22 protein-coding genes are annotated in these 24,346 nt (G+C 64.4%); 14 read left to right on the forward strand and 8 right to left on the reverse strand.

The genetic code is table 11. The features are described 5' to 3' along the window. Window positions 1-54: 54 nt before the first annotated feature. Window positions 55-501: an RNA polymerase-binding protein DksA gene (gene dksA / locus GC148_RS14535; protein ID WP_291071840.1), complete on the forward strand. Its 447-nt coding sequence runs from the start codon at window positions 55-57 to the stop codon at window positions 499-501. A gap of 283 nt (window positions 502-784) precedes the next feature. Then, entirely contained in the window at window positions 785-1,894 is a 1,110-nt protein-coding gene (locus tag GC148_RS14540; RefSeq protein ID WP_291071842.1) for a FliM/FliN family flagellar motor C-terminal domain-containing protein, read from the forward strand. On the opposite strand, the gene GC148_RS14545 is transcribed toward GC148_RS14540, so the two are convergent. Together GC148_RS14545 and GC148_RS14550 are read right to left on the reverse strand one after the other, a co-directional pair. Continuing rightward, window positions 1,872-2,549 (reverse strand): YceI family protein, encoded by a 678-nt coding sequence (locus GC148_RS14545; RefSeq protein ID WP_291071844.1) that lies wholly within the window; start codon window positions 2,547-2,549, stop codon window positions 1,872-1,874. The genes GC148_RS14540 and GC148_RS14545 overlap by 23 nt on opposite strands. Next, window positions 2,525-4,381, reverse strand: coding sequence for a DUF885 domain-containing protein (locus GC148_RS14550; protein ID WP_291071845.1), 1,857 nt, complete (start codon window positions 4,379-4,381; stop codon window positions 2,525-2,527). The genes GC148_RS14545 and GC148_RS14550 overlap by 25 nt, the downstream gene beginning before the upstream one ends. Before the next feature lie 178 nt (window positions 4,382-4,559). Between GC148_RS14550 and GC148_RS14555 the strand changes: the two genes are divergently transcribed. Next, window positions 4,560-7,157: a PAS domain-containing hybrid sensor histidine kinase/response regulator gene (locus tag GC148_RS14555; RefSeq protein WP_291071847.1), complete on the forward strand. Its 2,598-nt coding sequence runs from the start codon at window positions 4,560-4,562 to the stop codon at window positions 7,155-7,157. Here the strand turns inward: GC148_RS14555 and GC148_RS14560 are convergent. From GC148_RS14560 to GC148_RS14570, 3 genes are all read right to left on the reverse strand, one after another. Then, complete coding sequence (locus GC148_RS14560) at window positions 7,154-7,885, reverse strand: alpha/beta hydrolase (RefSeq protein WP_291071849.1); 732 nt, start codon at window positions 7,883-7,885, stop codon at window positions 7,154-7,156. The two genes, GC148_RS14555 and GC148_RS14560, sit on opposite strands and share 4 nt — an antisense overlap. A gap of 60 nt (window positions 7,886-7,945) precedes the next feature. Beyond that, window positions 7,946-8,827, reverse strand: a complete 882-nt coding sequence (locus GC148_RS14565; RefSeq protein WP_291071850.1) for a LysR family transcriptional regulator — start codon at window positions 8,825-8,827, stop codon at window positions 7,946-7,948. A 279-nt stretch (window positions 8,828-9,106) separates the two neighbouring features. Beyond that, window positions 9,107-9,988: an HAD family acid phosphatase gene (locus GC148_RS14570; RefSeq protein ID WP_291071852.1), complete on the reverse strand. Its 882-nt coding sequence runs from the start codon at window positions 9,986-9,988 to the stop codon at window positions 9,107-9,109. 117 nt (window positions 9,989-10,105) lie between these two features. On the opposite strand from GC148_RS14570, the gene GC148_RS14575 reads away from it, so the two are divergent. The 8 genes from GC148_RS14575 to GC148_RS14610 all read left to right on the forward strand — a co-directional run bounded on the left by GC148_RS14575 (window position 10,106) and on the right by GC148_RS14610 (window position 17,110). Continuing rightward, window positions 10,106-11,080, forward strand: coding sequence for a nitronate monooxygenase family protein (locus GC148_RS14575; protein ID WP_291071854.1), 975 nt, complete (start codon window positions 10,106-10,108; stop codon window positions 11,078-11,080). Window positions 11,081-11,240: 160 nt separating this feature from the next. Continuing rightward, window positions 11,241-12,584: a DNA recombination protein RmuC gene (gene rmuC / locus GC148_RS14580; protein ID WP_291071856.1), complete on the forward strand. Its 1,344-nt coding sequence runs from the start codon at window positions 11,241-11,243 to the stop codon at window positions 12,582-12,584. Window positions 12,585-12,624: 40 nt separating this feature from the next. Next, window positions 12,625-13,155 (forward strand): peptide deformylase, encoded by a 531-nt coding sequence (gene def, locus GC148_RS14585; RefSeq protein ID WP_291071858.1) that lies wholly within the window; start codon window positions 12,625-12,627, stop codon window positions 13,153-13,155. Between the two features lie 133 nt (window positions 13,156-13,288). After that, window positions 13,289-14,239, forward strand: coding sequence for a methionyl-tRNA formyltransferase (gene fmt / locus GC148_RS14590; protein WP_291071860.1), 951 nt, complete (start codon window positions 13,289-13,291; stop codon window positions 14,237-14,239). Further along, window positions 14,236-14,724 carry an N-acetyltransferase gene (locus tag GC148_RS14595; RefSeq protein WP_291071862.1) on the forward strand — a complete coding sequence of 163 codons (489 nt, stop codon included), beginning with the start codon at window positions 14,236-14,238 and terminating at the stop codon, window positions 14,722-14,724. Before fmt ends, GC148_RS14595 begins: the two co-directional genes overlap by 4 nt. Before the next feature lie 18 nt (window positions 14,725-14,742). Further along, entirely contained in the window at window positions 14,743-15,027 is a 285-nt protein-coding gene (locus GC148_RS14600; protein ID WP_291071864.1) for a SemiSWEET family transporter, read from the forward strand. 31 nt (window positions 15,028-15,058) lie between these two features. Next, window positions 15,059-15,805, forward strand: a complete 747-nt coding sequence (truA, locus tag GC148_RS14605; RefSeq protein WP_291071866.1) for a tRNA pseudouridine(38-40) synthase TruA — start codon at window positions 15,059-15,061, stop codon at window positions 15,803-15,805. Between the two features lie 69 nt (window positions 15,806-15,874). After that, window positions 15,875-17,110: an acyl-CoA dehydrogenase family protein gene (locus GC148_RS14610; RefSeq protein WP_291071867.1), complete on the forward strand. Its 1,236-nt coding sequence runs from the start codon at window positions 15,875-15,877 to the stop codon at window positions 17,108-17,110. On the opposite strand, the gene GC148_RS14615 is transcribed toward GC148_RS14610, so the two are convergent. Together GC148_RS14615 and GC148_RS14620 are read right to left on the reverse strand one after the other, a co-directional pair. Continuing rightward, entirely contained in the window at window positions 17,107-17,313 is a 207-nt protein-coding gene (locus GC148_RS14615) for a hypothetical protein (RefSeq protein ID WP_291071869.1), read from the reverse strand. The genes GC148_RS14610 and GC148_RS14615 overlap by 4 nt on opposite strands. 12 nt (window positions 17,314-17,325) lie before the next feature. Next, window positions 17,326-19,179, reverse strand: coding sequence for a hypothetical protein (locus GC148_RS14620; RefSeq protein WP_291071870.1), 1,854 nt, complete (start codon window positions 19,177-19,179; stop codon window positions 17,326-17,328). Window positions 19,180-19,300: 121 nt separating this feature from the next. Between GC148_RS14620 and GC148_RS14625 the strand changes: the two genes are divergently transcribed. Further along, a complete protein-coding gene (locus tag GC148_RS14625; protein WP_291071872.1) occupies window positions 19,301-19,666 on the forward strand; it encodes an EthD domain-containing protein in 366 nt (121 codons plus the stop codon). Here the strand turns inward: GC148_RS14625 and GC148_RS14630 are convergent. Beyond that, a complete protein-coding gene (locus GC148_RS14630) occupies window positions 19,663-20,865 on the reverse strand; it encodes a methionine gamma-lyase (RefSeq protein WP_291071875.1) in 1,203 nt (400 codons plus the stop codon). The two genes, GC148_RS14625 and GC148_RS14630, sit on opposite strands and share 4 nt — an antisense overlap. A gap of 111 nt (window positions 20,866-20,976) precedes the next feature. Here GC148_RS14630 and GC148_RS14635 point away from each other — a divergent pair, with 111 nt between their 5' ends. Together GC148_RS14635 and GC148_RS14640 are read left to right on the forward strand one after the other, a co-directional pair. Then, a complete protein-coding gene (locus GC148_RS14635) occupies window positions 20,977-21,447 on the forward strand; it encodes an Lrp/AsnC family transcriptional regulator (protein WP_291071877.1) in 471 nt (156 codons plus the stop codon). 33 nt (window positions 21,448-21,480) lie between these two features. Then, complete coding sequence (locus GC148_RS14640; RefSeq protein WP_291071879.1) at window positions 21,481-24,327, forward strand: [protein-PII] uridylyltransferase; 2,847 nt, start codon at window positions 21,481-21,483, stop codon at window positions 24,325-24,327. Window positions 24,328-24,346 lie beyond the last annotated feature (19 nt).

The raw sequence follows: 24,346 nt of genomic DNA on the forward strand, positions 1-24,346 counted from the left end.
GTTGAATTAAAGATAACAGCGTAAGCAATTGCGCCGAATCGAGGGTCGATCTATATGGCACGGAAACGAGTGAAGGAGACTGCGGTGAGCATCGATCTTTCAGACGACTATCGCCCCTCCGAAGACGAAGAGTTCATGAACGAGCGTCAGCTCGCCTTTTTCCGGCGGCTGCTCGAGGCCTGGAAGGCCGACATCCTCGACGGCGCCAAGCAGACCATCCACAATCTCCAGGACGAGTCAGGCTCCTTGCCGGACATCGTCGACCGCGCCTCGGCCGAGAGCGACAAGGCCCTCGAACTGCGCACGCGCGACCGCCAGCGCAAGCTGATTGCCAAGATCGACTCGGCGATCCGCCGCATCGAGGACGGCACTTACGGGTATTGCGAAGCCACCGGCGAGCCGATCGGCCTGCGCCGCCTTGAAGCGCGCCCGACCGCAACCCTCAGCCTTGAGGCCCAGGAACGCCACGAGCGCAAGGAACGCACGCTGCGCGACGACTAGGCCGAACCGGCCCCGAAACCTGAAAGGCGGCGCTACCCGGGGTAGCGCCGCCTTTTTTATTCAAACCCGAACTCACCCGAACGCCTTGGCGGAACTCTCAAGGTTTCCCCTTCAGCAATGAAGACACAATGCGCCCAACTTCCGAATCACGCCTTACCGGGAACTGACCAGCGCGTTAAATTCCAGCGAAAGTCCTGAATCGACGAGGGGTGCGGCCTTAACTTCCGCGCTGCGCTCCAGTTCCCTAACGGGTCGTTAACCGGAACCGGGCGATGAATGTCCAATGACCTTCGACCTGGATGCTCCGGACTCCGCGACGTCGCTGCTGGGCAGCGCCGATGACGGCTGGGACATGCCCCCGCGCCGCCGGGGCCAGGTCATGTCCGATCTGCCGAAGACCTTTGAACCGGCCGAGCCGGACCGTCCGCTGCCGACCAGCCGGGGCGTGTTGACGCCGGCCGAGATCGAAGCGCTGCTGCGGCCGGACCTGTCGGACATGCCGCCCGAGCCCGAGCCCGCCGCACCGACGGTGCCGCGCGCTGTCAGCGAGTTCGCCGCGCCGCCGCCAGCCGATACGTCGCTGGACCATGACACAGCCCGGCGCCTCGCGGCGCGCCTGTCGCTGGCCCTTCGCGACAGCTGCGGCCTGCCGGTCGCGGCCATGGTGTCCGGCACACGCCGCGCACCTTTCGACCAGTCGGTCAGCCAGAGTCCGGCGACCGGCCCGGCCTTTGCCTGCTTCACGGCCCGCAGCGGCGATGTGGGCGCGGTGCTCGTTCTGCCCGCTGGCTTCACCCAGTTGCTGATCGAGACGGCTTGCGGCGCACAAAGACGCCCCGGCGCGCCCCAGCCGCTGAGCCCGATAGATCTGGCGTTGCTGGATGCACTGCTGCGCCCGTTGGCGGCCGCCATTGCGCCGGACCTGACCTTCTCCAGCCTTGAAACCGAGGCGGTGTTTGCCGCATCGATCGCTCCGCCGGGCGGCGCATTCGTGGCCGACCTGTCGCTGCGGGTTCAGACGCACACGTTCGGGGCGCAGCTAATCCTCGCGTCCACGCTCGCAGGCATCGAGTTGCCCGCAGCGGTTCCGGCGCCGAAACAGGCCGCCGCGCCGAAACAGGCCGCCGCGCCGATCCACGGCGCCCTCTCGACGGTCCTCACCGCGCGGGTGGCGAGCCTCGCCGTGCCGCTCTCGCGCCTGTCCGGCCTGAAGCCGGGCGCGACCCTGCTGCTGGGAATCCCGGCGGATCAGCCGGTCGAACTCGTCTCGGGCGGGGAGGGCGGCGTTCTAGCGGCCGAAGCGGAAATCGGCCGGCGCGGCAACCGCGTTGCCTTGCGCATCACGCGCCGCGGCCCGGCCCTCGGCGGACTTACCCGGCCGGCTTCGTCTTGATGAACTCCGCTTCGATCTCGATGACCACGTCATCGGTGATCAGGCCCGTAAACCTGTCGATCCCGAAATCAGACCGCCTGATCGACAAGGTCGCTGAAAAGCCGACCACGTCTGCGCCGCGCAGCCGGTCATAGGCGCTGCCATTCAGGCGGGCCTTGATGATCACCGCCTGTGTCTTGCCCTTCAGGGTCAGGTCGCCGCTGATGTCGGCTTCGTTCTTGCCCACGACTTTCAGCCCGTAGGTCTTGAACGTCGCCTGCGGATAGGCGCCGGCATCGAACCAGTCCGGCCCCATGAGTTCTTCAGCAAATTCCGGATTGGCGATGTCCAGCGAAGACATGTCGACGACGGCCGTCACGGTGGCGGCTTCGGGATGGGCCGGATCGCCCGACAGGCTCGCATCAAACCGGTCGAACCGCCCGACATAAGTCGAATAGCCCAGATGATTGATCTTGAAGAGGATCGAGGCGTGCTTGGTGTCGAGCTTGTAGTCGCCGGCCGGCACGCTCAGCGCCGCCGCCTCGACCTGCGGCTTCAATACGGTCGCGGCCAGCGAGTTGCATCCTGCCAGTGCCGCGAGCGGAAAAGCCAGCCCGAGCAGCGCGGCCTTCGCAGTGCGTTTCGGTTGTGTCAGGTTTTCTTTGAAGCGAGCCATGCGTCCACCGTTTCTTCCAGAACTGCGAGAGGCACCGCGCCGTCCTTTAGCACGATGTCGTGGAATTCGCGAATGTCGAACGCGTCACCCAGTTCGGTGCGGGCGCGTTCGCGCAGCTCGACGATCTTCAGCATACCGATCTTGTAAGCGGTCGCCTGGCCTGGCATCACGATGTAGCGGTCGATCGCCTTCTGGCAGTCGCCCGGCGGGTTGGGCGTGTTGTCCATCAGGTATTTGACCGCCTCTTCCCGCGTCCACTTCTTCGAGTGAATACCGGTATCGACGACCAGGCGGGCTGCGCGCCAGATTTCCATCGCGAGACGGCCAAAGTCCGAGTACGGATCAGCGTAATAGCCCATTTCCTTCGGGGCGAGCTCTGAATAGAGGCCCCAGCCTTCGGAAAAGGCTGTGTAGCCGCCATACTTCCGGAAGCTCGGAATGCCTTCCAGTTCCTGTGCGATGGCGATCTGCATGTGATGGCCCGGGATGCCTTCATGGAACGCAAGCGCTTCCAGCTGGTAGGTCGGCATGTCGGCCATGTTGTAGAGGTTGGCATAGTAAGTCCCCGGACGGCTGCCATCCGGGGCAGGGCGCGAGTAGAACGCCTTGCCTGCAGACTTCTCGCGGAACGGCTCCACCGCCTTCACTTCCATGTCCGCCTTCGGGAACGTGTTGAACAGTTTTGGCAGGTCGCCCTTCATCTTCGCGATGGCGGCTTCAGCCTCGGCGAGATACTCCGCTTTGCCTTCCGGCGTGTTCGGCTTGTAGAACCGCGGGTCCGTGCGCATGAAGGCGAAGAAGTCCTGCAGACTGCCTTCGAAGCCGACCTGCGCCATGATCGCCTTCATCTCGGCGTGGATGCGGGCCACCTCGTCGAGACCCAGCTGGTGGATCTCGTCTGCGGTCATGTCCGTGGTCGTCATCTGGGCGAGGCGCATGTTGTAATAGGCTTCGCCGTCCGGCAGCTTCCAAATGCCGTCGTCTGCGGTTGCTTTCAGCTGCTGGGTCACGAGCTCGGCAATCGCGGCCTCATAGGCCGGGCCCACTGACGTAAGCAGGGCTTCGGCGGCGCGCGCATTGAGGTCGGCCGCCTGTTCCTCGGTGATCGTAGTGTTGGCGGCCAGCGCCGCCGTCTTGGCCCGGAAGTCGTCCATCAGCGGGCTGTCATCGGCGCCGTCGCCCGCGCCGGAAAACGGATAGCCCGTGATCACGCCGCGCGCGTCCGACAGCACATAATCGTACACGAACGACGGCGGCTGGATGCCCCGGGCGGCCGAATCGCGGGCATTGGCTACGTGCTGGCCGAGATAGGCGCTGACCCCCTGCAGGCGCGAGATATAGGCCTCCGCGTCCGACAGTGTTGCAACCTTGTGCTGGTTGATCAGGAAGGCCGGGATGGCTGACTGCACGCCGTGCATCTGGTTGAACGTGTACTCATACCCTTCGAAAGCCGCCGCCGCTTCCGCCCGCTCCAGCTGGTATTCCGCCAGGCGCCAAGACAGCTGGGCCTGGTTGTCCAGCTTGTCGAAGTCAAATTCCGCTTTCATTTCAGCGACATTGGCCCGCTGGATCTCGAGTTCAGCCTGTTCGAAGGCGGGCGAGGGGTCGGTCCATTCGCCATAGCGGTCCTTGATGCCCAAGAAGGTCTGGCGCATCGGATTGCGGGCGACATCCTCGTCGAACTTCCGCTCGAACCAGGCGTTCAGGCGCTGTGATTCTGCGGCAACGGCCTCGGTCGAATAGGCCGGACCGCCGGGGTCACGATGGGCCGGTGTGCCGCAGGCGGCGAGGGCGTTGAACAGCACAAGGGCGAGCGTGGTCCGCAATACCATGATGAACCGAATCCTGTTGTTAAACGTTGAGGCGACGCGTTGGTCTTAACGGTTTTTTTGGATTCGTTAACCTTTGGCGTGCGAGAAGAGGGTAACCAAGAAAGTCCCTGGCGTGGCGGCCGCTGCGACGGGGATAATCGCGCTTCCGGCGGCAGGCCGGCTGAATTGGCGGTAGACTATGAAAAAAGACTCAGAAGCCCTTGATTTGTCTCAGGTCCTCGGTGCCACCGAAGAGACCGGCACGTCGGCGGAACCCCGCGAGCCGGGGCAGAAGGTCGATCTTCTGCAACTGGCCTTCTGGGGCTGCCTGCTTCTGTCGATTGCCGCCGCCAGCGTTTCGCTGGCCCGGCCCCACGCTTCGGGCGCAACCGGGTCGATCCTGCTGATCACGATGGCCTCGGGTGGTCTCGTTTTCCTGCTCTGGACCGTGCGCGGCGCCGGCCGCTTTATCGGCCTTTTCCCCGAGCGCGGCGCTGCCGCCCGCATCGCCAATGCGGCCGCCCCGCGTTTTCCCTGGATCGACGCCCTGGACGAAGCAGTGCTGGTGACCGAACCGGGCGGCGCACCGGTCGCTGCCAACTCAGCCTATGACGAACTTGCCCAGCTGGCCATTGTCACCGGCGCCAGCGAATCCGGCCCGGTCACTGTGGACCGCCTGTTCGGCGCGAGCCCGGGGCTCGCAGCCCCGGTCTACCGCCTGTCGAAAGCCGCCAAGGCCGGGGTGCGCCGCCGAGAGCTGCTGCCGCCCGTGGCGCTGGGCCCCGAACAGGTGCCCGCCCAGTTCGAAGTGACCGTTTCGCCGCTGCCGCGCGGCCGTGTGCTGTGGCGCATCCGCCGTATCGCCGGACAGATCGAGGCGACAGGCGCTGCCGATCTCAAATCGCTCTATGTCGAAGACGCTCCGATGGGCTTCTTTGCGGCCCGTCCGGACGGTACGATCACCTATGCCAACGGCTACCTGCGCGAACTGCTGGGCTTGCCGGAATCGGCCAAGAACATCCGCATCGACGACATCATGCGCCCGGAATTCGTCAAGCTGCTCGGCCGGGACCGCAAGTCCGGCGCGCCGGGCCGGGCGGACATCCAGCTGCGCGCCCGCGACGGGGTGGAAATCCCGGTGCAGGCGATCACCAGCTGGTCGGGGCGCGGCGCGGATGCCAACGGCCGTACGATCCTTTTGCCCAGCCCGCAGGTGCTGAATGGCGAGGGAGACCGGTTCGCGCTTCAGGGCGCCTCCCGCCCGATGCGCGCCGATGGCGATCCGATGTTCGACGATGCTCCGTTCGGCGCGGTCCGTCTGGAAGGCGACCGGGTCGATGGCGCAATCATCCTCGACGCCAACCGGGCCCTGATGGAACTCAGCGGCGGTCGCGCAACGCCCGGCTCGCGCTTCTCCGAACTCTTCGTCACTGATGAGGAAGGTCAGGATGCGCTCAGCTCGGCCCTGGTCCAGGCCGTCGACAAACCGGTTGCGCTGCGCATCGCCGGCAAGGATGCCTGCTATGTCAACGTGTTCGTCACGCTGAACGCGGCCGGCCGCCCATCGGTCGCCTATGTCGTGGACATCTCGGAGCACCGCCTTCTCGAACAGCGTCTTGCGCACGGCGAGAAGATGCAGGCCATTGGCGGCATCGCTGGCCGCATCGCGCACGAGATCAACAACATGCTCCAGATCACGATGGGCAACCAGGAAGCGCTGGTTGCGCGCCATCCTGTGGGCGACCCGTCCTTTGACAATCTCAAGGCCATCAACGAGGCCACCGTGCGCTCGCGCGACCTCGTCCGCGGCCTGCTGGCCTATGCGCGTGAGCAGACGTTCAAGCGCGAAGTCTTCAACACGACCGACTTCCTGACGGAGTTCTCGATCCTGCTGCGCGGTGTCATCGACGAGCGCATCACGCTCGAAGTGAACCATGGCCGCGATGTGCCCTGGATCCGTGCGGACAAGGGCCAGATCGAAACCGCGATCATCAACCTCGTCACCAACGCGCGCGACGCGATGCTCAGCCATCGCGGCGGCGGCAAGCTGGTCATCCGCACCAGCCGTACCACCGGCCGCGAAGCGCACGCCAAGGGCTTCGACTATGTCGAGGATGGCGACTACCTGCTGATCGAAGTCGAAGACAATGGTGGCGGCATTCCGAAACAGCTGCAGGAAAAGATCTTCCAGCCCTTCTTCACGACCAAGGAAAAAGGCTACGGTACGGGCTTTGGCCTCGCCACCGTGTTCGGGATCATCAAACAGTCGGGCGGTTACATCCAGCCGGTCTCGACGGCCGGGAAAGGCACCAACTTCCACATCTACCTGCCGGCTCTGCCCGCCGCCGAAATCCCGGCGCCGGTCGATCACGAAGCCGAAGCCCGCGCCAGCGCGCGGCCCGTCGACCTGTCAGGCCGCGGCCGCATCCTCATCATCGAGGACGAGGCCGGCGTGCGCGACATTGCGGTCTCGGTGCTGCGCTCGCGCGGCTACGAGGTCGAAGAGGCCGAGGATGGCGAAGAAGCGCTGGAGATCATCAACGCCAAGCCGGGCGAGTTCGATCTCGTGATCTCGGACGTCGTGATGCCGGGCATGAATGGTCCGACGTTGATCAAGCAGGCCCGCGAAAAGCTCGGCCATGCGCGCGTCATATTCATCTCGGGCTATGCCGAACAGGAACTCGCCAAGCAGTTGGACGACCGCGCGGTCTCCTTCCTGCCGAAGCCGTTCTCGGTTCGTCAGCTCTCGGAGCTTGTGAAGCGCGAGATCGGTACGCCGCAGAAGGAAGCCGCCTAGCGCGACCAGTGCGCGGCCAGCAAGCCGGCGAATTCCTCGGCGCGTTCGTGACAGGCCCAATGGCCGGCGCCCAGCGCGACATGCAGTGGCACGTTCCATTGCTTCGAAAAGCGCTCAGCGACGGATAGTTGTACGAAGGGATCGGTTTCGCCCCAGAACAGCTGTCCACGTTTCGGAAGTTTGGCGAGGTCATCGACCCATTCCCCGCGGAATCTCAATCCGACTGCAGAGCGGTAGAGCTTCAGGATCGACTGGCGCATCGTAAGGTCGATATGGCCGATCTCCTCGCGCGCCAGGCTGGCCGGCATGCCGCCTTCGATCAGGCCGGCCTCGAGGCGGACCTTGTTGCGCATGCCCAGCATCACGAGTTCGCCCAGCAGCGGCGTTGCCCACATTCGGGCGGTCCGGTGTCCGTTATATTCCGGGTCGATCACGGCATTGGTGACGCACCAGCTGGACACCAGATCGGGCCGAAGGCAGACCGCCCGCAGCACCAGCAGCGCGCCCCAGTCGTGCCCCACGATGTGGACGGGCTCGCCCACAGCCTCCATCTGCTCGACCAGCCAGCCGGCATAGGCGTCCTTGGTACAGGTGAAGCCTTCGGGCAAGGGCGCAGCAAAGCCCGGCAAGGCGAGTGCCTTGAAGGAATCCGGCTGCAGGCCCAGCGCCTTGATCAGCGGTTGCCACAGGATGGGCGTATCTGGAACGCCGTGTACGAACAGGATCATGGCTAGGTCCCCTTTGCGTCAGCCTAGCGGCGATGCCGCCGCCCGGCAATCTTGCGCTAGTCAGCCAGCGAAATGCTTCTTCTTGCGCGCCAGCTGGCGCCCCATGAAATCAAGGAAGGCGCGCACTCTGGGATTGTTGCGCAAGTCTGGATGCGTCAACAGCCAGAGGCCGGTTGAGTGGGGGCCGTCCATCAGATGATCCAGCGACACCAGTTCAGGTACGCGCACTGCATAGGACTTGGGCAGCAACGCCACGCCGCGTCCCAGTCGGCAGGACTCTGCGATGGCGATGAACGTGTCGGCCCGCAGCACATGCCGGTCCTTGGGCACATGTGCAGCGATCCAGCGGCCGGGCGGTGAATTGCTCATTTCATCGCTGACCGTCAGCCAGTCGTGATCTTCCCGCCGCAAGCCGCGATTCTTCTGCAGATAAGTCTGGCTGGCGAACACGCCGAAGGAGAGATCGCAAATCCGTCTGCCGATGAAATGGTCCGGCGGGGAATCCGAGGGCCGGATCGCGACATCCGATTCAAGACGGTCAAGCGCAAGCCGCCGTGTTGTTACGGCAAGGTGCAGGCGCAAGGAAGGATGCAAGGCCTGGAACGCGTCGATCATTTCGCTGACGCCGGACATGTAGATGGAGTCTGTCGTCGTGATTGACAGATTGCCGCCCAGCGTTTCACTGGTCGCTGGCGCCCGTGCCGGGTTGATCGCGGATTCCAGCGTACGTGCCGCCGCCAGGATCGGCTGCGCCTCAGCGAGCGCTTCGTAGTGGGATCCATTCCGCAGGAAGAGGTTGTAGCCAAGGCGCGACTCGAGTGCCTTCACCCGGCGTTGAACGGTCGAGCGGTCTACACCCAGAATCCGGCTGGTCTCGGCCAGCGAGCCGGTGCGCGCGAGCACCGCAACAAAGCGATAATCGTCCCAGTTCTGGACGTGCATTTTTGCCCCACCCCTGCGCAAAACTGCTTATGTGATTTTATTGACACACAGGCGAAGGTTAATTTCAATAGGGATAACGTTGGATGACCGCTGCCAGGATTGTTCGGAAACGAATTTTCGCTGGACGCGTGAATCACGCCCCGCTTAGGCGCGGCACGACAGGATTGAATTGACGGTTTCGTGCGTCCCCACCCTGCGCGTGCCGTCCAAGGGTCGCCTGCAAAGCCATTGTCCCCAGTGGCTCTGCGGGCGGCCTTTACCCTTCCGCCGCGTCGACGTTCAGTCTGGCGCTGACGGTTCCCAATACGTGTCCGCTGGGAAGACGTCGTCCATCGATCCGGCGATGGATGGTCCGTAGACGGGGTTTGCCAGGATGAACCATCCATTGCCCCACATCTGGTCGAAGGCCGGGCTGGCGGTCAGCGCCTTGCGGGCTGGCGGCGTCAGGGTCTTCGCATTGAAGAGGTCGGCGATGTCGCCAAGCTGGTCGCCGACGAGCGCGACGACGCAGTAGGTCTCCGAGATTGTCGCGCGCCGGCCATCCTTGCCGGAGCCCTGATCGTCATCGCCGCGCAGGAACAGATTTGATCCGTGTACGAAGTTTCCGATGCCCGCCGCGCTCAACGTTGCTGCATTGCCTTCGGCGGTGTCGTGGCCGCGGTTGGTGTTGACGATCACTTCGACGCCTGCCGCGCGGATCCGCGCAAGGCCGTCCAGTGCACCGGGAATGGCCACCGCCTTGCCCGCGCCGGTGCGTTCCCAGTCGGCCCAGACCGCCGGATCGAACGCCTCGCCCTTGCGTTGGCGTTCCGCGGTCACACCGAGGTTCCAGATCAGCGTTTCGTCGGCGTCGAACACAGCGGCGAGCGGCTTGTCACCGCAGGGCAGGAACTCGGGCGCGTCGGCTGTTGCGCGGGGCGCCAGCACGACGCTGGCATTCGGCCTCGCGGCGGCCTTTGCTTCGACATAAGCGGCAATGGCATTCCATTCCTGCACCATGGCGATGCGCGCTTCGGCCGAGCCGTAGAGCCATTGCTGGCTCGCGGTCGGCGATGGCGCCTCAGCCGCGACAGGCGCTTCCGGCGCGGTAGGGGCGGGGGCCGGTGCGGTCTGGCAGGCGGCAAGCAGGGCGAGGGCGGCGGGGAGGATGTAGCGTTTCATGCCCGCTTGGTGACTCCATCCGCCGGGCCTGTCCAGACCCGGCTTACCCGCCGTTACACTTGCAGCCGGCAGCCGGTTTCGCCATGGATAGGCGAAACCCGTACCGGAGGACGCCCCATGAAAACCCGCATCACCGAAATGCTCGGAATCCAGCACCCCATCGTTCAGGGGGGGATGCACTTCGTCGGCTTCGCCGAAATGGCAGCGGCAGTCTCGAACGCTGGCGGCCTCGGCATCATCACGGCGCTCACCCAGCGCACCCCGGCGGACCTCGCCAACGAGATCGCCCGTTGCCGCGACATGACCGACAAGCCGATCGGCGTGAACCTCACCTTCCTGCCTTCGGTCAACCAGCCTGACTATCCCGGCTATGTGAAGGCCATCATCGAGGGCGGCGTGAAGGTCGTCGAGACAGCCGGCAACAACCCGGTCCAGGTGCTGCCGGTGCTAAAGGAGCATGGCATCAAGGTCATCCACAAATGCACCGCGGTGCGCCACGCGCTGAAAGCCCAGAAGATCGGCTGCGATGCGGTCTCGGTCGATGGCTTCGAATGCGGCGGCCACCCGGGCGAAGACGATGTGCCAAACTTCATCCTACTGCCGCGCGCCATGGACGAGCTCGACATCCCCTTTATCGCGTCCGGCGGCATGGCTGACGGCCGTTCGCTGGTCGCCGCGATGGCGCTCGGCGCCGAAGGCATGAACATGGGCACACGCTTCATCGCGACCAGGGAAGCCCCGGTCCACGAGAATGTAAAACAGGCGCTCGTCGCCGCCTCTGAACTTGACACCCGCCTCGTCATGCGTCCGCTGCGCAATACCGAGCGCGTGCTGACCAACCCGGCGGTCGAACGCCTGCTCCAGAAGGAGAAAGAACTCGGCACGTCGATCAAGTTCGAGGACATCATCGAGGAAGTCGCGGGCGTCTATCCGAAGATCATGCTCGATGGCGACATGGATGCCGGGGCCTGGTCGTGTGGCATGGTGGCGGGCCTGATCTACGATATCCCGACCTGCAAGGAACTGATCGACCGGATCATGGCCCAGGCCGAGGAAATCATCACGAAACGCCTCGCCCGCGCCGTCGCCTGATCGGGCACCCGCGCCGCATTCGGTGTTTAATCCGCGCTGTTAACCATTGATTTCGGGTGGCCGGATTTCGCCTGAGGGGAAGGAAGCGCTCGCCCCTCAGGTGTAGACAGCACGTTTCTGTTCCGATTATGTTCCATGGGAATCGGTTTAAGGTGTTTCCATGGATCCCATTTTGACCTTCGGAACGGTCGCGCTCGACGCGCTGCACCTCGTGTTTCTCGCTCTAGCCATCGGTCTTGGCGTGGCTTTCTGGCAGATGCGCCAGGGGGCAGAAGGTGCGCGGCAATTGCTGGCGCGGGATCTTGATGCTGCGCAGGCAGAAGCGGAACGCAACAGCCAGCGCGCCCGCACCGCCGAAGCGGTCGCCCGCGAGGCTGAGTTGAAGCTCGCCGCCGCTCAGGCCCGCAGCGACGAGGAGGAACGCAAGTTCGCCGAGATGGCGCAGGGCGTTCTGGCGCGCGCCAATGTCCAGTTCCTGCAGCTCGCCAACGAGACCTTCGAGAAGCACAAGGAAGGCGCCAAGGGCCAGCTGACCGAGCTGATGAAACCCATCGGCGAGAATTTCGAAACCTTCCGCCAGCGCGTCGACGCACTCGAGAAAGTGCGCACCGAAGACAAGTCCGCCCTGAAGGAACAGGTCGAGGCGATCCATGCGAGCCTCAAGGTGCACACGGCCGAGACCGGCAAACTCGTCAGCGCGCTGACCGCGCCGAAAGGTGGCGGGCGCTGGGGTGAGATGACGCTGCGCAATGTGATGGAACAGGCGGGGCTCTCCCAGCACTGCGATTTTTCCGAACAGGTCAGCGAACAGGGGGAGGCCGGTCGCCAACGGCCTGACGCCATCATCCGGCTGCCGGGCAACCGGCAGATCGTGATCGATTCCAAGGTGTCGCTGGACGCCTACATGGCTGCCAACGGCACCGATGACGCCGCCCAGCGCGGCGCCCATCTCAAGGCCCACGCCGCCAGCGTCCAGCGCCATGTGAACCTGCTCTCGTCCAAGGACTACCAGTCCAATCTCGGCAACCGGTTCGACTACGTGGCCATGTTCATCCCCGGCGAGAATTTCTTCGCTGCCGCGCTCGAACATGCCCCGGACCTGATCGAGAAGGCGATGGCCAAATCGGTGATCGTGACGACGCCAACGACGCTGATCGCGCTCGCCCGCACGGTGGCCCATCTCTGGCGTCAGCACGAGATGAACGCCAATGCGATGGAGGCGGCCGAGCTTGGCGCCGAGCTTTACCTCCGTATCGGCAAGATGCTGGAGCACATGCAGAAGCTTGGCAAATCCCTGAATGGATCGGTCGATGCCTTCAATGATGTCATGGGCTCGGTGGACAAGCGCGTGATGCCCACACTGCGCCGGTTCGAGGAGCTTTCGATCGCCCCGCCGGCCAAAACGGCCGTCGAACCGAAGCAGATCGAAGCCCGTGCCCGCCCGCCCGCGACGACCGGAGAGCTGGACCTGCCACCGCCGCGCAAGGCGCTGTCGGCGGAATAGACCCGTTGACGCACACGGAAGGCATGCATATCTGACCTCCATGGCCATCCGCGAAATCCTCACAGTCCCCGATCCGCGCCTGAAAGAGGTGTCGAAGCCCGTTATGGGCCCCGTCACCGACGAGCACCGCGCGCTCATGGATGACATGCTGGAAACCATGTACGACGCCCCCGGCATTGGCCTGGCGGCTATCCAGATCGGCGTGCCACTGCGCATCATCGTCATGGATCTGGCCCGTGAGGGCGAGGAAAAAGCCCCGCGCTATTTCGTGAACCCGGAGATCGTGGAAACGGTCGAGGAAACGAAGCCCTATGAGGAAGGCTGCCTCTCCGTCCCGGACATCTTCGACGAGGTCGAGCGCCCGGCCCGCTGCCGCATCAAGTATCTCGATTACAACGGCAACCCTGTCGATGAATGGGCGGAAGATCTTTACGCCGTCTGCATCCAGCACGAGATGGACCATCTCGAAGGCACGCTGTTCATCGATTACCTGTCCCGCCTGAAGCGCCAGCGCGCCATCGACAAGGTGAAGAAGGCCAAGATCCGCGCCATCCGCGAAGACGCGAACTAGCCGCCATTTCCCGGGCTCCGCGCCCTCCCGCGAAAACCGGGATCCCGCGCGCAATTGCGCAAGGCGGGCGGCGGGAACAGGCTTGTGTTTCTCCGCCCGATGATGTTCCGGTGCCAGGCAACCGGGAGACCACATGACCCAGCCCCTCCGCATCGCCTTCATGGGAAGCCCCGACATCGCCGTCGGTGTGCTGAAAGCGCTGACCGAGGCCGGGCACGAGATCGCCTGCGTCTATTCCCAGCCGCCGCGCCCCGCCGGACGCGGCAAGAAGCTGACCCCCACGCCTGTCCATGCCTATGCCGAAAGCCGGGGTCTGGACGTGCGCACACCGAAGAGCCTGAAAAAGGCGGAAGAGCAGGCCGCCTTTGCAGCGCTCGGTCTCGATGCCGCCGTCGTCGTCGCCTACGGCCTCATCCTGCCGCAGCCGATCCTCGACGCGCCGCGCCTCGGCTGTCTCAACATGCACGCCTCCATCCTGCCGCGCTGGCGCGGCGCGGCGCCGATCCAGCGCGCGATGATGGCGGGCGACACAGAAACCGGCATCGATGCGATGATGATGGAAGCGGGTCTCGACACCGGCCCTGTCCTCGCCTCCGTCCGTACACCGATCACGGCAGAGGATACGGCTGGCACGCTGCATGACCGGCTGGCCATCCTCGCCGCTGAACTGGCGCCCCGCGCGCTTGCCGGTCTGGCCGATGGCACGCTGAGGCCCGTGGCCCAGCGCGAGGACGGCATGACCTACGCTGCCAAGATCACGGCGGAAGACCAGCGCATTGACTGGACGCGGCCCGCCGCCGAGATCGACTGTCGGATCCGCGGCCTCTCGCCCGCGCCCGGCGCCTGGTGTGAATGCAAAAGCGATCAGGGTCCGGTGCGCCTGAAACTTCTGTTCAGCGAATTGTCGGACGTCTGGAGCCCCGGCACGCCGCCCGGCACGCTCCTTGACGACCGGTTGACGGTTGCCTGCGGCGATGGCCGCGCCGTCCGCCTTCTCCGGCTGCAAAAGCCTGGTGGCAAACCGTTTGGCGCGCGCGATTTCCTCGTCGGCACACCGCTTGCCGCAGGTGACCATTTCGCATGACCAGCTTCTGGATCCGCCCGACCCAGGCCGGTGACATGGATGCCATTGCGGCGCTGAACGATGCCGCCTTTGGCGGCCCGGACGAGGCCCGCATCACACGCCGCCTTCACGGCGATGGCGACAGTCTGGTTTCCCTCGTGGCGGTTGGGGAGTCCGGCATCTTGGGTCATATCGAATTCTTCCGCATCCGGATCGATGGTGAGCCAACGGGCGTCGGACTCGGACCGATGTGCGCCTGGCCGGGCCTTCAGCGCAGCGGGATCGGCAGCTATCTGGTCCGCACCGGTCTTGAAGATCTTGATGACCTCGGCGAGACAATCGTCTTCGTCCTTGGTCATCCCGCCTATTATCCGCGCTTCGGATTCTCCGCAGAGGCTGCACGACCGTTCGCGGCGCCTTGGTCTGGACCGCATTTCATGGCCCAGCGCCTGCGCGAAGGCGCCCCGGCTTCCGGTACGCTCACCTATCCCCCCGCCTTCAGCTGATCGATACAGGCATCTCGCATGACCCTCTCTCCCCTCGAACTGCTCGGCTTCGTGGCCGGCCTGTTCGGCACCTTCGCGTCCGCGCCTCAGGCGATCAAGATCATCCGCACAAGGCAGGCCCGCGATGTCTCCTTGACGACCTACCTGATGGCCCTGACCGGGTCGGTCCTCTGGGGGGCATATGGCTGGCTCGGGCACGCGCCCAGCATCATCTTCTGGAACGGCATGGCGATCATGCTTTTCTGCGCCATCATCTGGCTGAAGCTGCGCCACAGCGTGCCGGATGCCGCGCCCGGGAGTTGACCAAACCCCGCCGGACTGGCAGCGCCAAGCCATGCCCCGCTACAAGCTCCTCCTCGAATATAATGGCGGCCCGTACCAGGGCTGGATGAAGCTGCCCGGCGTGCCGACCGTGCAGGCCGCGCTCGAAGACGCCGCCGCCAAGCTCGACGGCCAACCGGTCGAGGTGACCGGGGCAGGGCGTACCGATTCCGGCGTCCACGCGACCGGCCAGGTCGCTCATATGGACCTCGCGCAGGACCGGCCGGACAAGGTCGCCGACGCAATGAACTTCCATCTGCGCCCGCATCCGATCGCCGTGCTCAAGGCCGAGCAGGTCAGCGACGACTTCCACGCCCGTTTCTCGGCCACCGCGCGCCACTACCGGTATGTCATCATCAACCGGCGCGCCGATCTGGCGTTGGAGCGCGGCCTGGCCTGGCGCGTTCCGTCAAAGCTGGACGCCGCCGCAATGCACGCGGCGGCGCAGCGCCTGCTCGGCCATCACGACTTCACGACCTTCCGCGATACGGCTTGTCAGGCTGCCAGCCCGGTCAAGACGCTCGACCGGCTGGACGTCGCCCGCTTCGGCGACCGGATCGAGATCACCTGCTCGGCGCAGAGCTTCCTGCACCGGCAGGTGCGCTCGATGGTCGGCAGCCTCGTCGAAGTCGGCCGTGGCTTCCAGCGCCCGGAATGGATCTCGGATATCCTCGCAGCCGCCGACCGCACCGCCTGCGGTCCCGTCGCGCCCAGTGACGGGCTTTATCTCGAGCGCGTGGACTATCCGGCCGCCCCCTGACGCGAAGGCAGCCTTTTTTGCCTGCGGGTTCGGGTTTAGCCTCTCCCCAAACAAACAGGGAGAAACGCCATGGCCATCGATTTCACGATTCCGGAAGAAGCCAACGAGATCCGCGCGCGCGTGCGCAAGTGGGTGCAGGAAGAATGCATCCCCGCCGAAAAGGAAATGGCGGCCGGCAAGGCGTACAAGACGGTGCTGAAGGAGTTGCGCCAGAAAGCCCGCGCGCAGGGCCTGTGGCTGCCCTTCTTCCCGGTCGAGCATGGCGGCATGGGGCTTGGCCCGCTCGCCAACGCCCTTGTGCAGATGGAACTCGGCCAGAGCCATCTCGGCGCCCTTTCGATGAATTCTCAGGGTCCGGACGATGCGACCATGCTGACGCTGCTCGCCCATGGCACGGATTTCCAGAAGGAGAAATACCTCAAGCCGCTGATCAACGGTGACAAGCGCATCTGCTATTCGATGACTGAGAAGGCCGCTGGCGCCGACGCGACCGGCATGCAGACCACCGCCGTGAAGGACGGCAAGGGCAATTATGTCCTCAACGGCGAGAAATGGTTCTCCTCCGCCGCCACCGCCGCCGACATCGCGGTCGTCATGGCCAGGACCAATCCGGAAGCGCCGCGCCACCAGCAATACTCAACCTTCATCGTCGAGCTGCCGAACCCCGGCTACAACATCATCCGAGACATCCCCACGATGGCCGTGCATGGGCCCCACTATGCCGAGATGGGCGGCGGCCATGCCGAGGTGAAGATCGAGAACCTTGTCGTGCCGGAAGAAAACCTGCTCGGCGGGGAAGGGCAGGGCTTCGCGATGGGCCAGCACCGGCTCGCTTACGGCCGTCTGCGCCACGGCATGCACAATGTCGCCATGGCCCAGCGCGCACTTGATCTGGCCACGGAACATGTCACCAAACGGTCCACGTTCGGCAAGAAACTCGACGAGCGCCAGGGCGTACAGTTCATGCTCGCCGATTGCGCGAGCAAGATCTATATTGCCCGCCTGATGCTGATGCACATTGCCTACAAGGCCGAGAACGGCATGGACATCCGCCAGGAAAACGGTATCGCCAAGGTCTATCTCGCCAACATGGTGCATGACGTGGTCGACACGGCGATCCAGTTGCACGGCGCGCTCGGCTATTCGCTCGATACGCCGCTCGCCGCCTGGTACACGCACGTTCGCTCCCAGCGCCTCGTCGATGGTCCGGATGAAGTGCACAAATGGATCACTGGCAAGAACGTCATCCGCGCCTTCAAGAAGGATGGCACGACGGCCGCCGCCTGCGGCGGGGATCTGCTCTAGTCCTTGCGCCGCATCACGCCGCGGATCAGCGGGAGTTGCCACAGCACCAGACCGCTGAGCGCCAGCCCGGGGAAAATCACGTACTTCGTGCTGGTCACGAAGAACGGGTTTTCCACCAGCGGCGAGTAGACATAGGCCAGAAGGATCATGCCGCCGGTGATATGCAGCCAGCGCAGGATTTCCCGTGTGAAATTACCGCCCATCACACGCCTCTGTCAGCCGGTACACGCGAAATCGTCCTTGCCCACAGGCTTGCACCAGGCGGGAAACCCGCGCGATTTCCAGAGGGCGAGGACGCCTTGCTTGCGGACCTGAGCTTTCCATTTCGGATGCTGGTAAATGCTGGCGGGTCTGAGGAAGAAAAGCGCCGGTTCGCTCTGGTATGCTGCGTCCCATGCAGGTTGCATCATGGCAATCGTCAGGTCCGGGTCCTTCAGCAAGATGGCAATCGTGCCGTCTAGGGTCGGGTTCGCCGCAAGCAGGGCGCGAAGCGCTGGCGCGCCCGCTTCTCCCTGACGGGCGGCAGACAGGGCTGACTTCACGTCCGCCATTGCGTCAGGCGGTATCAACCCCCTGTCAACAGCCATCTGGAACATCGCCTCGGCTTCGTCGAATTTACCGTCAATCAGGAGGGTTCGAAAAGGGTTCGTGTAGCCGTAGATCATGTCGGGGTTGATCTCCCTGACCTTTGCATATTGTTTCAGTGCTTCTTCTGCCGGATCGGGCGCGTCCGGACTTGCGCCGCTAAACGCCACTGCATTGCCGAGCGTGTTCCGGTAGATGGAGACCAGCGGATCACTCTCGACCGCCCGCTGTGCAAGGCTTCTGGCTTCCTGGCGATACCCTAGAGCTAACAGCATTTGCGCCGCAAGATCGAGGACGGCCGCGTTGTCAGGGGCAAGGTCAACCGCCTTGTCCAACTCTTCCGCGCCTGGGATAAGGTCGCCTGAGTAGACCATAAGCGACGCACGGCTCATATGGGCTTCAGCATTGCCCGGGTCGAGGGTAATCGCCCGTTCCGAGGCTGCAAGTCCGATCGCGCGCCACTGATGCCAATCGCCATCTGGTGGATTGCCCGGCTGGTAGGCTTCGTAGACGACATAGGTGTTACCGATCAGCGCCCAGGCAGGCGCAAAGTCCGGATCGCGCGCTGTGACTTCGTTCAACAGCAACAGCGCAGCATCAAGATTCTCCCGGCCGCGCGCCAGGAAGAGCTGGCGGGCTTTCAGGTATTTCTCATAGGCCTCGATGTCGTCCGTCCGGTCAACAATCAGCGACTCGTCTGACTTGAGGCCGAGCGACAGCGCAAGCTCCCCGGCCACCGCCTTGGCGATGTCATCCTGAATGTCGAACACATCCGTCAGTTCACGGTCATACGTTTCCGACCACATATGGAAGCCATCATTCGAACGGATCAGCTGCGCCGTGATGCGCAGCTTCGTGCCGGATTTGCGCACGCTGCCTTCCAGCACATGGTCGACGCCCAGCGCCGCGCCGATCTCGCGCAGGTCCTCGTTCTGTCCCTTGAAGGAAAAGCTGGAGGTCCGCCCCGCGACTTTCAGTTTCGGAATGCGCACGAGCACATTCAGGATTTCCTCGGAAATTCCGTCAGAGAAAAACTCCTGATCACCATCCGGCGAAAGGTCGATGAACGGCAGCACCGCCACGGACGCCGACGCCTCGCCTTTTGCCACTTGCGGCCCGGCGGCGCCTATCCCCGTCTCCGGCATCAGGCGGTCGCCGATGATCAGCGCGCCGACCAGCGCAAGACCGCCAATGATGATGAAGTCCAGCCGGCTTCCGGTCTTTGCGGCGATGCTCTCGCCTTGAGACACAGCCGCTGTGCGCTTCATGCCCTCCGGCGTCATCTCGAACGCCCACGCAAACAGCATCGCAATCGGGAATCCCGCCAGCACCAGCACGATGAAGAACGTATCCGTCCAGCCCGGCAGGTCCAGCGGTGCCTTCACGGCCACGATGATCTGGATCAGCAGCCAACCGACGACGGCGTACACGCCTGCCACCCGGAACACGTTCCGGCGCCGCAATTCCTGAAACAGTTTCCCCAAAAGTGTTTCCCCACTGACTTACGGTCCAAGGCCTATCATGCACCGAGAATCGCGCAACGCTTCTTCCGCCAAAGCCCCGGATTGAATGGAAAGAGGCAAGGGGCGCGCCTGGCTTGCGGGCATGATCAAACTCAACTTCTACTTCCGCCGCTTGCCGCAGCGCAGCCAGGAAGAGTTCCAGCGCTATTGGCGTGAGGACCATGCGCCGCTGGTGGCCAAGCACGCCAGCGCGCTCGGCAGTCTGCGCTACGTCCAGGCTCATACCGGCCATGGCTCCCTGAATGGCGCCATGCAGGCGTCACGCGGCGGCCCGGATGCCTATGACGTCGTCGCCGAACTCTGGTTCGAAAGCGACGCGACCATGGCCGCCAACACCAGTGAAGCTGCTGCCAGGGCCAGCGCTGAACTCCTCGCGGACGCAACGAATTTCATCGACCTTGCCAACTCACCGCTCTCGTTCAGCAATGAGCATGTGATCGTCGGCTAGCGCGCGTTGGTCCCCAGCGCGTCGGCCAGATCTGCGATGATGTCCTCGACATCCTCCAGCCCGACCGACAGGCGCACCAGCCCGTCGCTGATGCCATGCTCTAGGCGCTCTTCGCGCGAATAGGTCGAGTGCGTCATGCTGGCCGGGTGCTGGATCAGCGTCTCCGCATCGCCGAGGCTCACCGCGCGGCGGATCATCTGCAGGCGGTTCATCATCGCGATGCCCGCCTCATAGCCGCCTTTCAGTTCTAGTGCGATCATGCCGCCGAACCCGTCCATCTGGCGCTTGGCCAGCTCATGCTGCGGGTGGCTTTTCAGGCCCGGATAGTACACGGCCTCAACGCCCGGCTGCGCCTCCAGCCATTCGGCCACGCGCATTCCGCTCGCGCAATGACGCGCCATGCGCAGCTGCAGGGTCTTCAGGCCACGCATCACCAGCATCGCGTTGAACGGCGCCATCACCGAGCCGGTCATGTCCTTCACGCCAACCATGCGCACGTCCTTGATCGCATCGGCGCGGCCCAGCATCATGCCGGCGATGAGGTCGCCGTGTCCGCCGAGATACTTGGTCGCCGAGTGAACCACGAAGTCCGCGCCCAGTTCGATCGGCCGGGTGATCAGCGGCGAGGCATAGGTGTTGTCGACCACCACAAGCGCGCCGGCGCCGTGCGCGATCCGGCTCGCCGCAGCAATATCGACGAGGCGCATGTTGGGGTTCGCGGGCGTCTCGAAATACACGATCCGCGTCTTCGCGCTGATCGCCGCGGACAGGTTCGCCGGATCGCGCAGGTCCACATGCGTGATCTGGATGCCGAAGCGCGCGAGACCGTCGCGCATGAAGGCGAAGGTGCAGCCATACAGTGTCTTGTCGGTGATGATCTCGTCGCCGGGCTTCAGCAAGGTCCACATCAATGAACTGATCGCGCCCATGCCGCTGGCGGTGGCGAGGCCCGCCTCGGCGCCCTCGAGGTTCGCGATGCGCGCCTCCAGCAGGGCCACGGTCGGGTTCGAGATGCGTGAGTAGATGTGCCCCTCGGCCTCACCGGCGAACAGGGCGCCGCCTGTCTCGGCGTCGGGGAAGGCGAAGGTCGAGGTCAGGTGCAGCGGCGGGGTCAGCGCATTGCCGTTCTCGGCTGGGTCATAGCCGTGGTGGATTGCGCGGGTCGCGGGCCCCGCCGGGCGGGTTGCGTCATAGGCCATCGGTCAATCTCCCTTGTCTGACCCCAGTATAGCGCTTTCCCTTGGGTAAATCCTGCCATATTGTGCTTAAAATAGTTTGCAGATTGGCATGAAATACCATTATTAATCGATATGGACGCAATAGATGCCAATATCATTCGAGCCCTCCAGCGCGATGGCCGCCTCACCAATCTCGAACTGGCCGAGCAGGTCGGCTTGTCGCCTTCGCCCTGTCTGCGCCGCGTGCGCAACCTCGAGGCGTCGGGACTGATCCAGGGCTACACCGCCCTCGTGGACCAGAAAGCCTGCGGCTATCCCATCACCTGTCTTGTCCGCATCCGCCTCGCCAGCCATTCTCAGGAAAATGTGCAGGCCTTCGAGCGAAAGATTGCCGAAACCGATGCCATCCTGGATTGCTACCTGATGACCGGCGGCGCCGATTACGAGCTGCGGGTCGTGGCGCGCAGCCTCGACGATTATGAGCATCTGGTGCGTGAAACCATCCAGAAACTCCCGGCCATCGCCTCCATCGAGACGAGTTTTGCCTATGGGGTCGTCAAGAAGTCGCGGATCTTGCCGGTTCTCAGCGAAAGGCGCCCGTAGAACGCGCTTCCAAACCTGCTATGCTGGCAGCACATGACCCCACCCGACTCCCCGAATTCCCCTCCGACGCTGGTCAATCGCGCGCTCTCGTCCCGGCGCCCGGGCCGCTGGCGCATTGCCGATATCATCGACGGTCGGGCGCTGCGCGTAAAGCTGACCGCGGCCGCGCTGGACAACCTGTCCGACCCGTCTGCCGCCCGCAAAGGCGCACTGAACCTGCTGCATGGCGCCATGTTCCGTGGCCGCCTGATTGCGCAGGAGCGTCTCCAGCAAGGCGCTGACGGCCTCGACACCGGGCGCCTGCTCGCCGCCGTGCAGGACGAGGTAATCCACGCGCTCTACGATTTTACCGTCACCCACGTGCACCGTGCCTCGAACCCCACCGAGGCCGAGCGTCTCGCGATCGTGGCAACCGGCGGCTATGGCCGCGGCGTCATGGCGCCGTCCTCAGACACGGACCTGCTCTTCCTGCGGGCCTACAAGGCCAGTCCGCATACGGAGAGTGTGATCGAATACATGCTCTATGCCCTATGGGACATGGGCCTGAAGGTTGGCAACGCCTTCCGCACACCGATGGAGTGTGTGAAGCAGGCGCAGGAAGACGTCACCATCAAGACCAGCCTCCTGGATTCGCGCTTCATCTGCGGCGATCAGGATCTTGCCAATGACATGGTGGCGCTGTTCCAGCGCGAGGCCGTAAGGGGCAACGATGCCCAGTTCATTGCCGACAAGCTGGCCGAGCGCGACGCCCGCCATGCCCGCATGGGCGACGCGCGCTATGTGGTCGAACCGAACCTGAAAGAAGGGAAGGGCGGTCTGCGCGATCTGCAGACGCTCTACTGGATCGTCAAGCACATGAACGGCGGCATCACACTGGAAGACGTGATGCGCGATGGTCCGTTTACAGACCATGAGTACACGGTCTTCATCCGCGCAGCGCGGTTCCTGTGGACCGTGCGTTGCCACATGCATTTCGTCACCGGCCGCGCCGAAGACCGTCTCAGCTTCGACCTGCAGCCCGAGATCGCCGCCCGCATGGGCTACCGCGACCGCGAAGGCCAGCAGGGCGTCGAGCGCTTCATGAAGCGCTATTTCCTTGTCGCCAAGGATGTCGGCGGCCTGACGCGAATCATCGCGGCCAAGCTGGAAGCCGAGCACAAGAAAAAGCCGGAAGGCCTGCGCCGCTTCCTGCCGGTGCGCCCGCCCCAGGCGCTGCCGGAGCCGGGCTTCCTGATCGAGGCCGGCAGGATCAACATCACCAGCGACGATGTCATGGCGGCCGATCCACTAAACATGATCCGCCTGTTCACCATCGCCCGGCGCGAGCAGAAGGACATCCATCCCGCCGCATTGACCGTGCTCACGCGGAAGCTCCGGGGGCTGAACGAATCGGTCCGCGAAACGCCGGCCGCCCGCACCCTGATCCTCGACGCCATCCTCGGCGGCAGCGATCCGGGGCCGACGCTGCGCCGCATGAACGAGGCCGGCGTGCTCGGCCGCGCGATTCCCGAGTTCGGCACTATCGTCGCGCAGACCCAGTTCAATATGTATCATCACTATACGGTTGATGAGCATACGCTGCGCGCGGTCGCCATCATTGCAGACCTCGAACACGGGCGCGGCGACATCGCCCCGCTGGCCCATGAACTCTTCGGCACGATCGAAAACCGCCGCGCGCTTTACCTCGCGATGCTGCTGCACGATACAGGCAAGGGCAAAGGCGACCAGCAGATCGCCGGCATGATCACCTCTCGCAAAGCCTGCGAGCGGCTCGGCCTGCCGAAGGAGGAAACCGACCTCGTCGTCTGGCTGGTTGGCCACCATCTCGAAATGAGCGAGACGGCCCAGAAGCGCGATATCACCGATCCGCGCACCGTGGCGAAATTCGCCGGCCTCGTCGGGTCGCTCGAACGCCTGCGCCTGCTCTACATCCTCACCGTGGCCGACATCAAAGCCGTCGGGCCGGCCGTCTGGAATGCCTGGAAAGGCCAGCTCCTCGCCGATCTCTACCACAACACGGCCGCCGCCCTGCGTGGTGGGCGTACGGACGAAGCGGGCGTGCAGAGCGAACTTGAACGCCGCGCCGAAGACCGCCGCGCCGCCATCATCGACCGGCTCGGCAGCCTGCCGCCGCTCCTGCTCGAACTCGAAACAGCCTACTGGACCGGCTTCGATGCCGACGACATCGCCTGGCACGCCTCGGCGCTCGCCAAGGGCGGCGATGTCGTCACCACGCGAATGGCGCCCGAGGGCGGCGCGGTCGCGCTGCTCGTCTCGGGTGCGGACCGCACCGGCCTCTTCGCCGATCTCGCCGGCACGCTTGTGCGCCAGGGTGCCAACATCGTCGCCGCACAGGTCTTCACCTCGCGCGGCGGACGCATCGTCGACGTGTTCATGCTGCAGGACATCCGCGGTCTGCCCTTCGGCGAGGGCGATCCGGCGCGTCTGGTCACGCTGGAAAAGGCGATCCTGGCGGCGCTGGCCGGCAATCCGCCGAAAGGCGGCGTCAAGTCCCGCGCCAGCCGCCGCGAGGCTGCCTTCCTGGTCCAGCCCTCGGTGCAGATCCATGACGACATCTCGGCCGACTATACCGTGGTCGACATCGCCGCCCGCGACCGGCCGGGCCTGCTGCATGAAGTGGCCGAAGTCCTGGCCGAGCTGAAATTGTCGATCCACTCCGCGCACGTCGGTTCCTACGGTGAGCGGGTCTTCGATGCGTTCTATGTCCAGTCCGAGACAACCGCCGGCGGCCATCTGTCAAAAGCCCGCAAAGAGACCCTGAAAGAACGTCTTATGGCCGTTCTCTCGCGCGAAGAACCGGACGCGCCCCATACGCCGGCCCGCAAGCTCCGGCGGTCACGGGCCGTGGACAGCTTCTGAGAATTCAGGGAAAGCGGAC

It is taken from the genome of Hyphomonas sp., assembly GCF_016125515.1.
Lineage (GTDB): Bacteria > Pseudomonadota > Alphaproteobacteria > Caulobacterales > Hyphomonadaceae > Hyphomonas.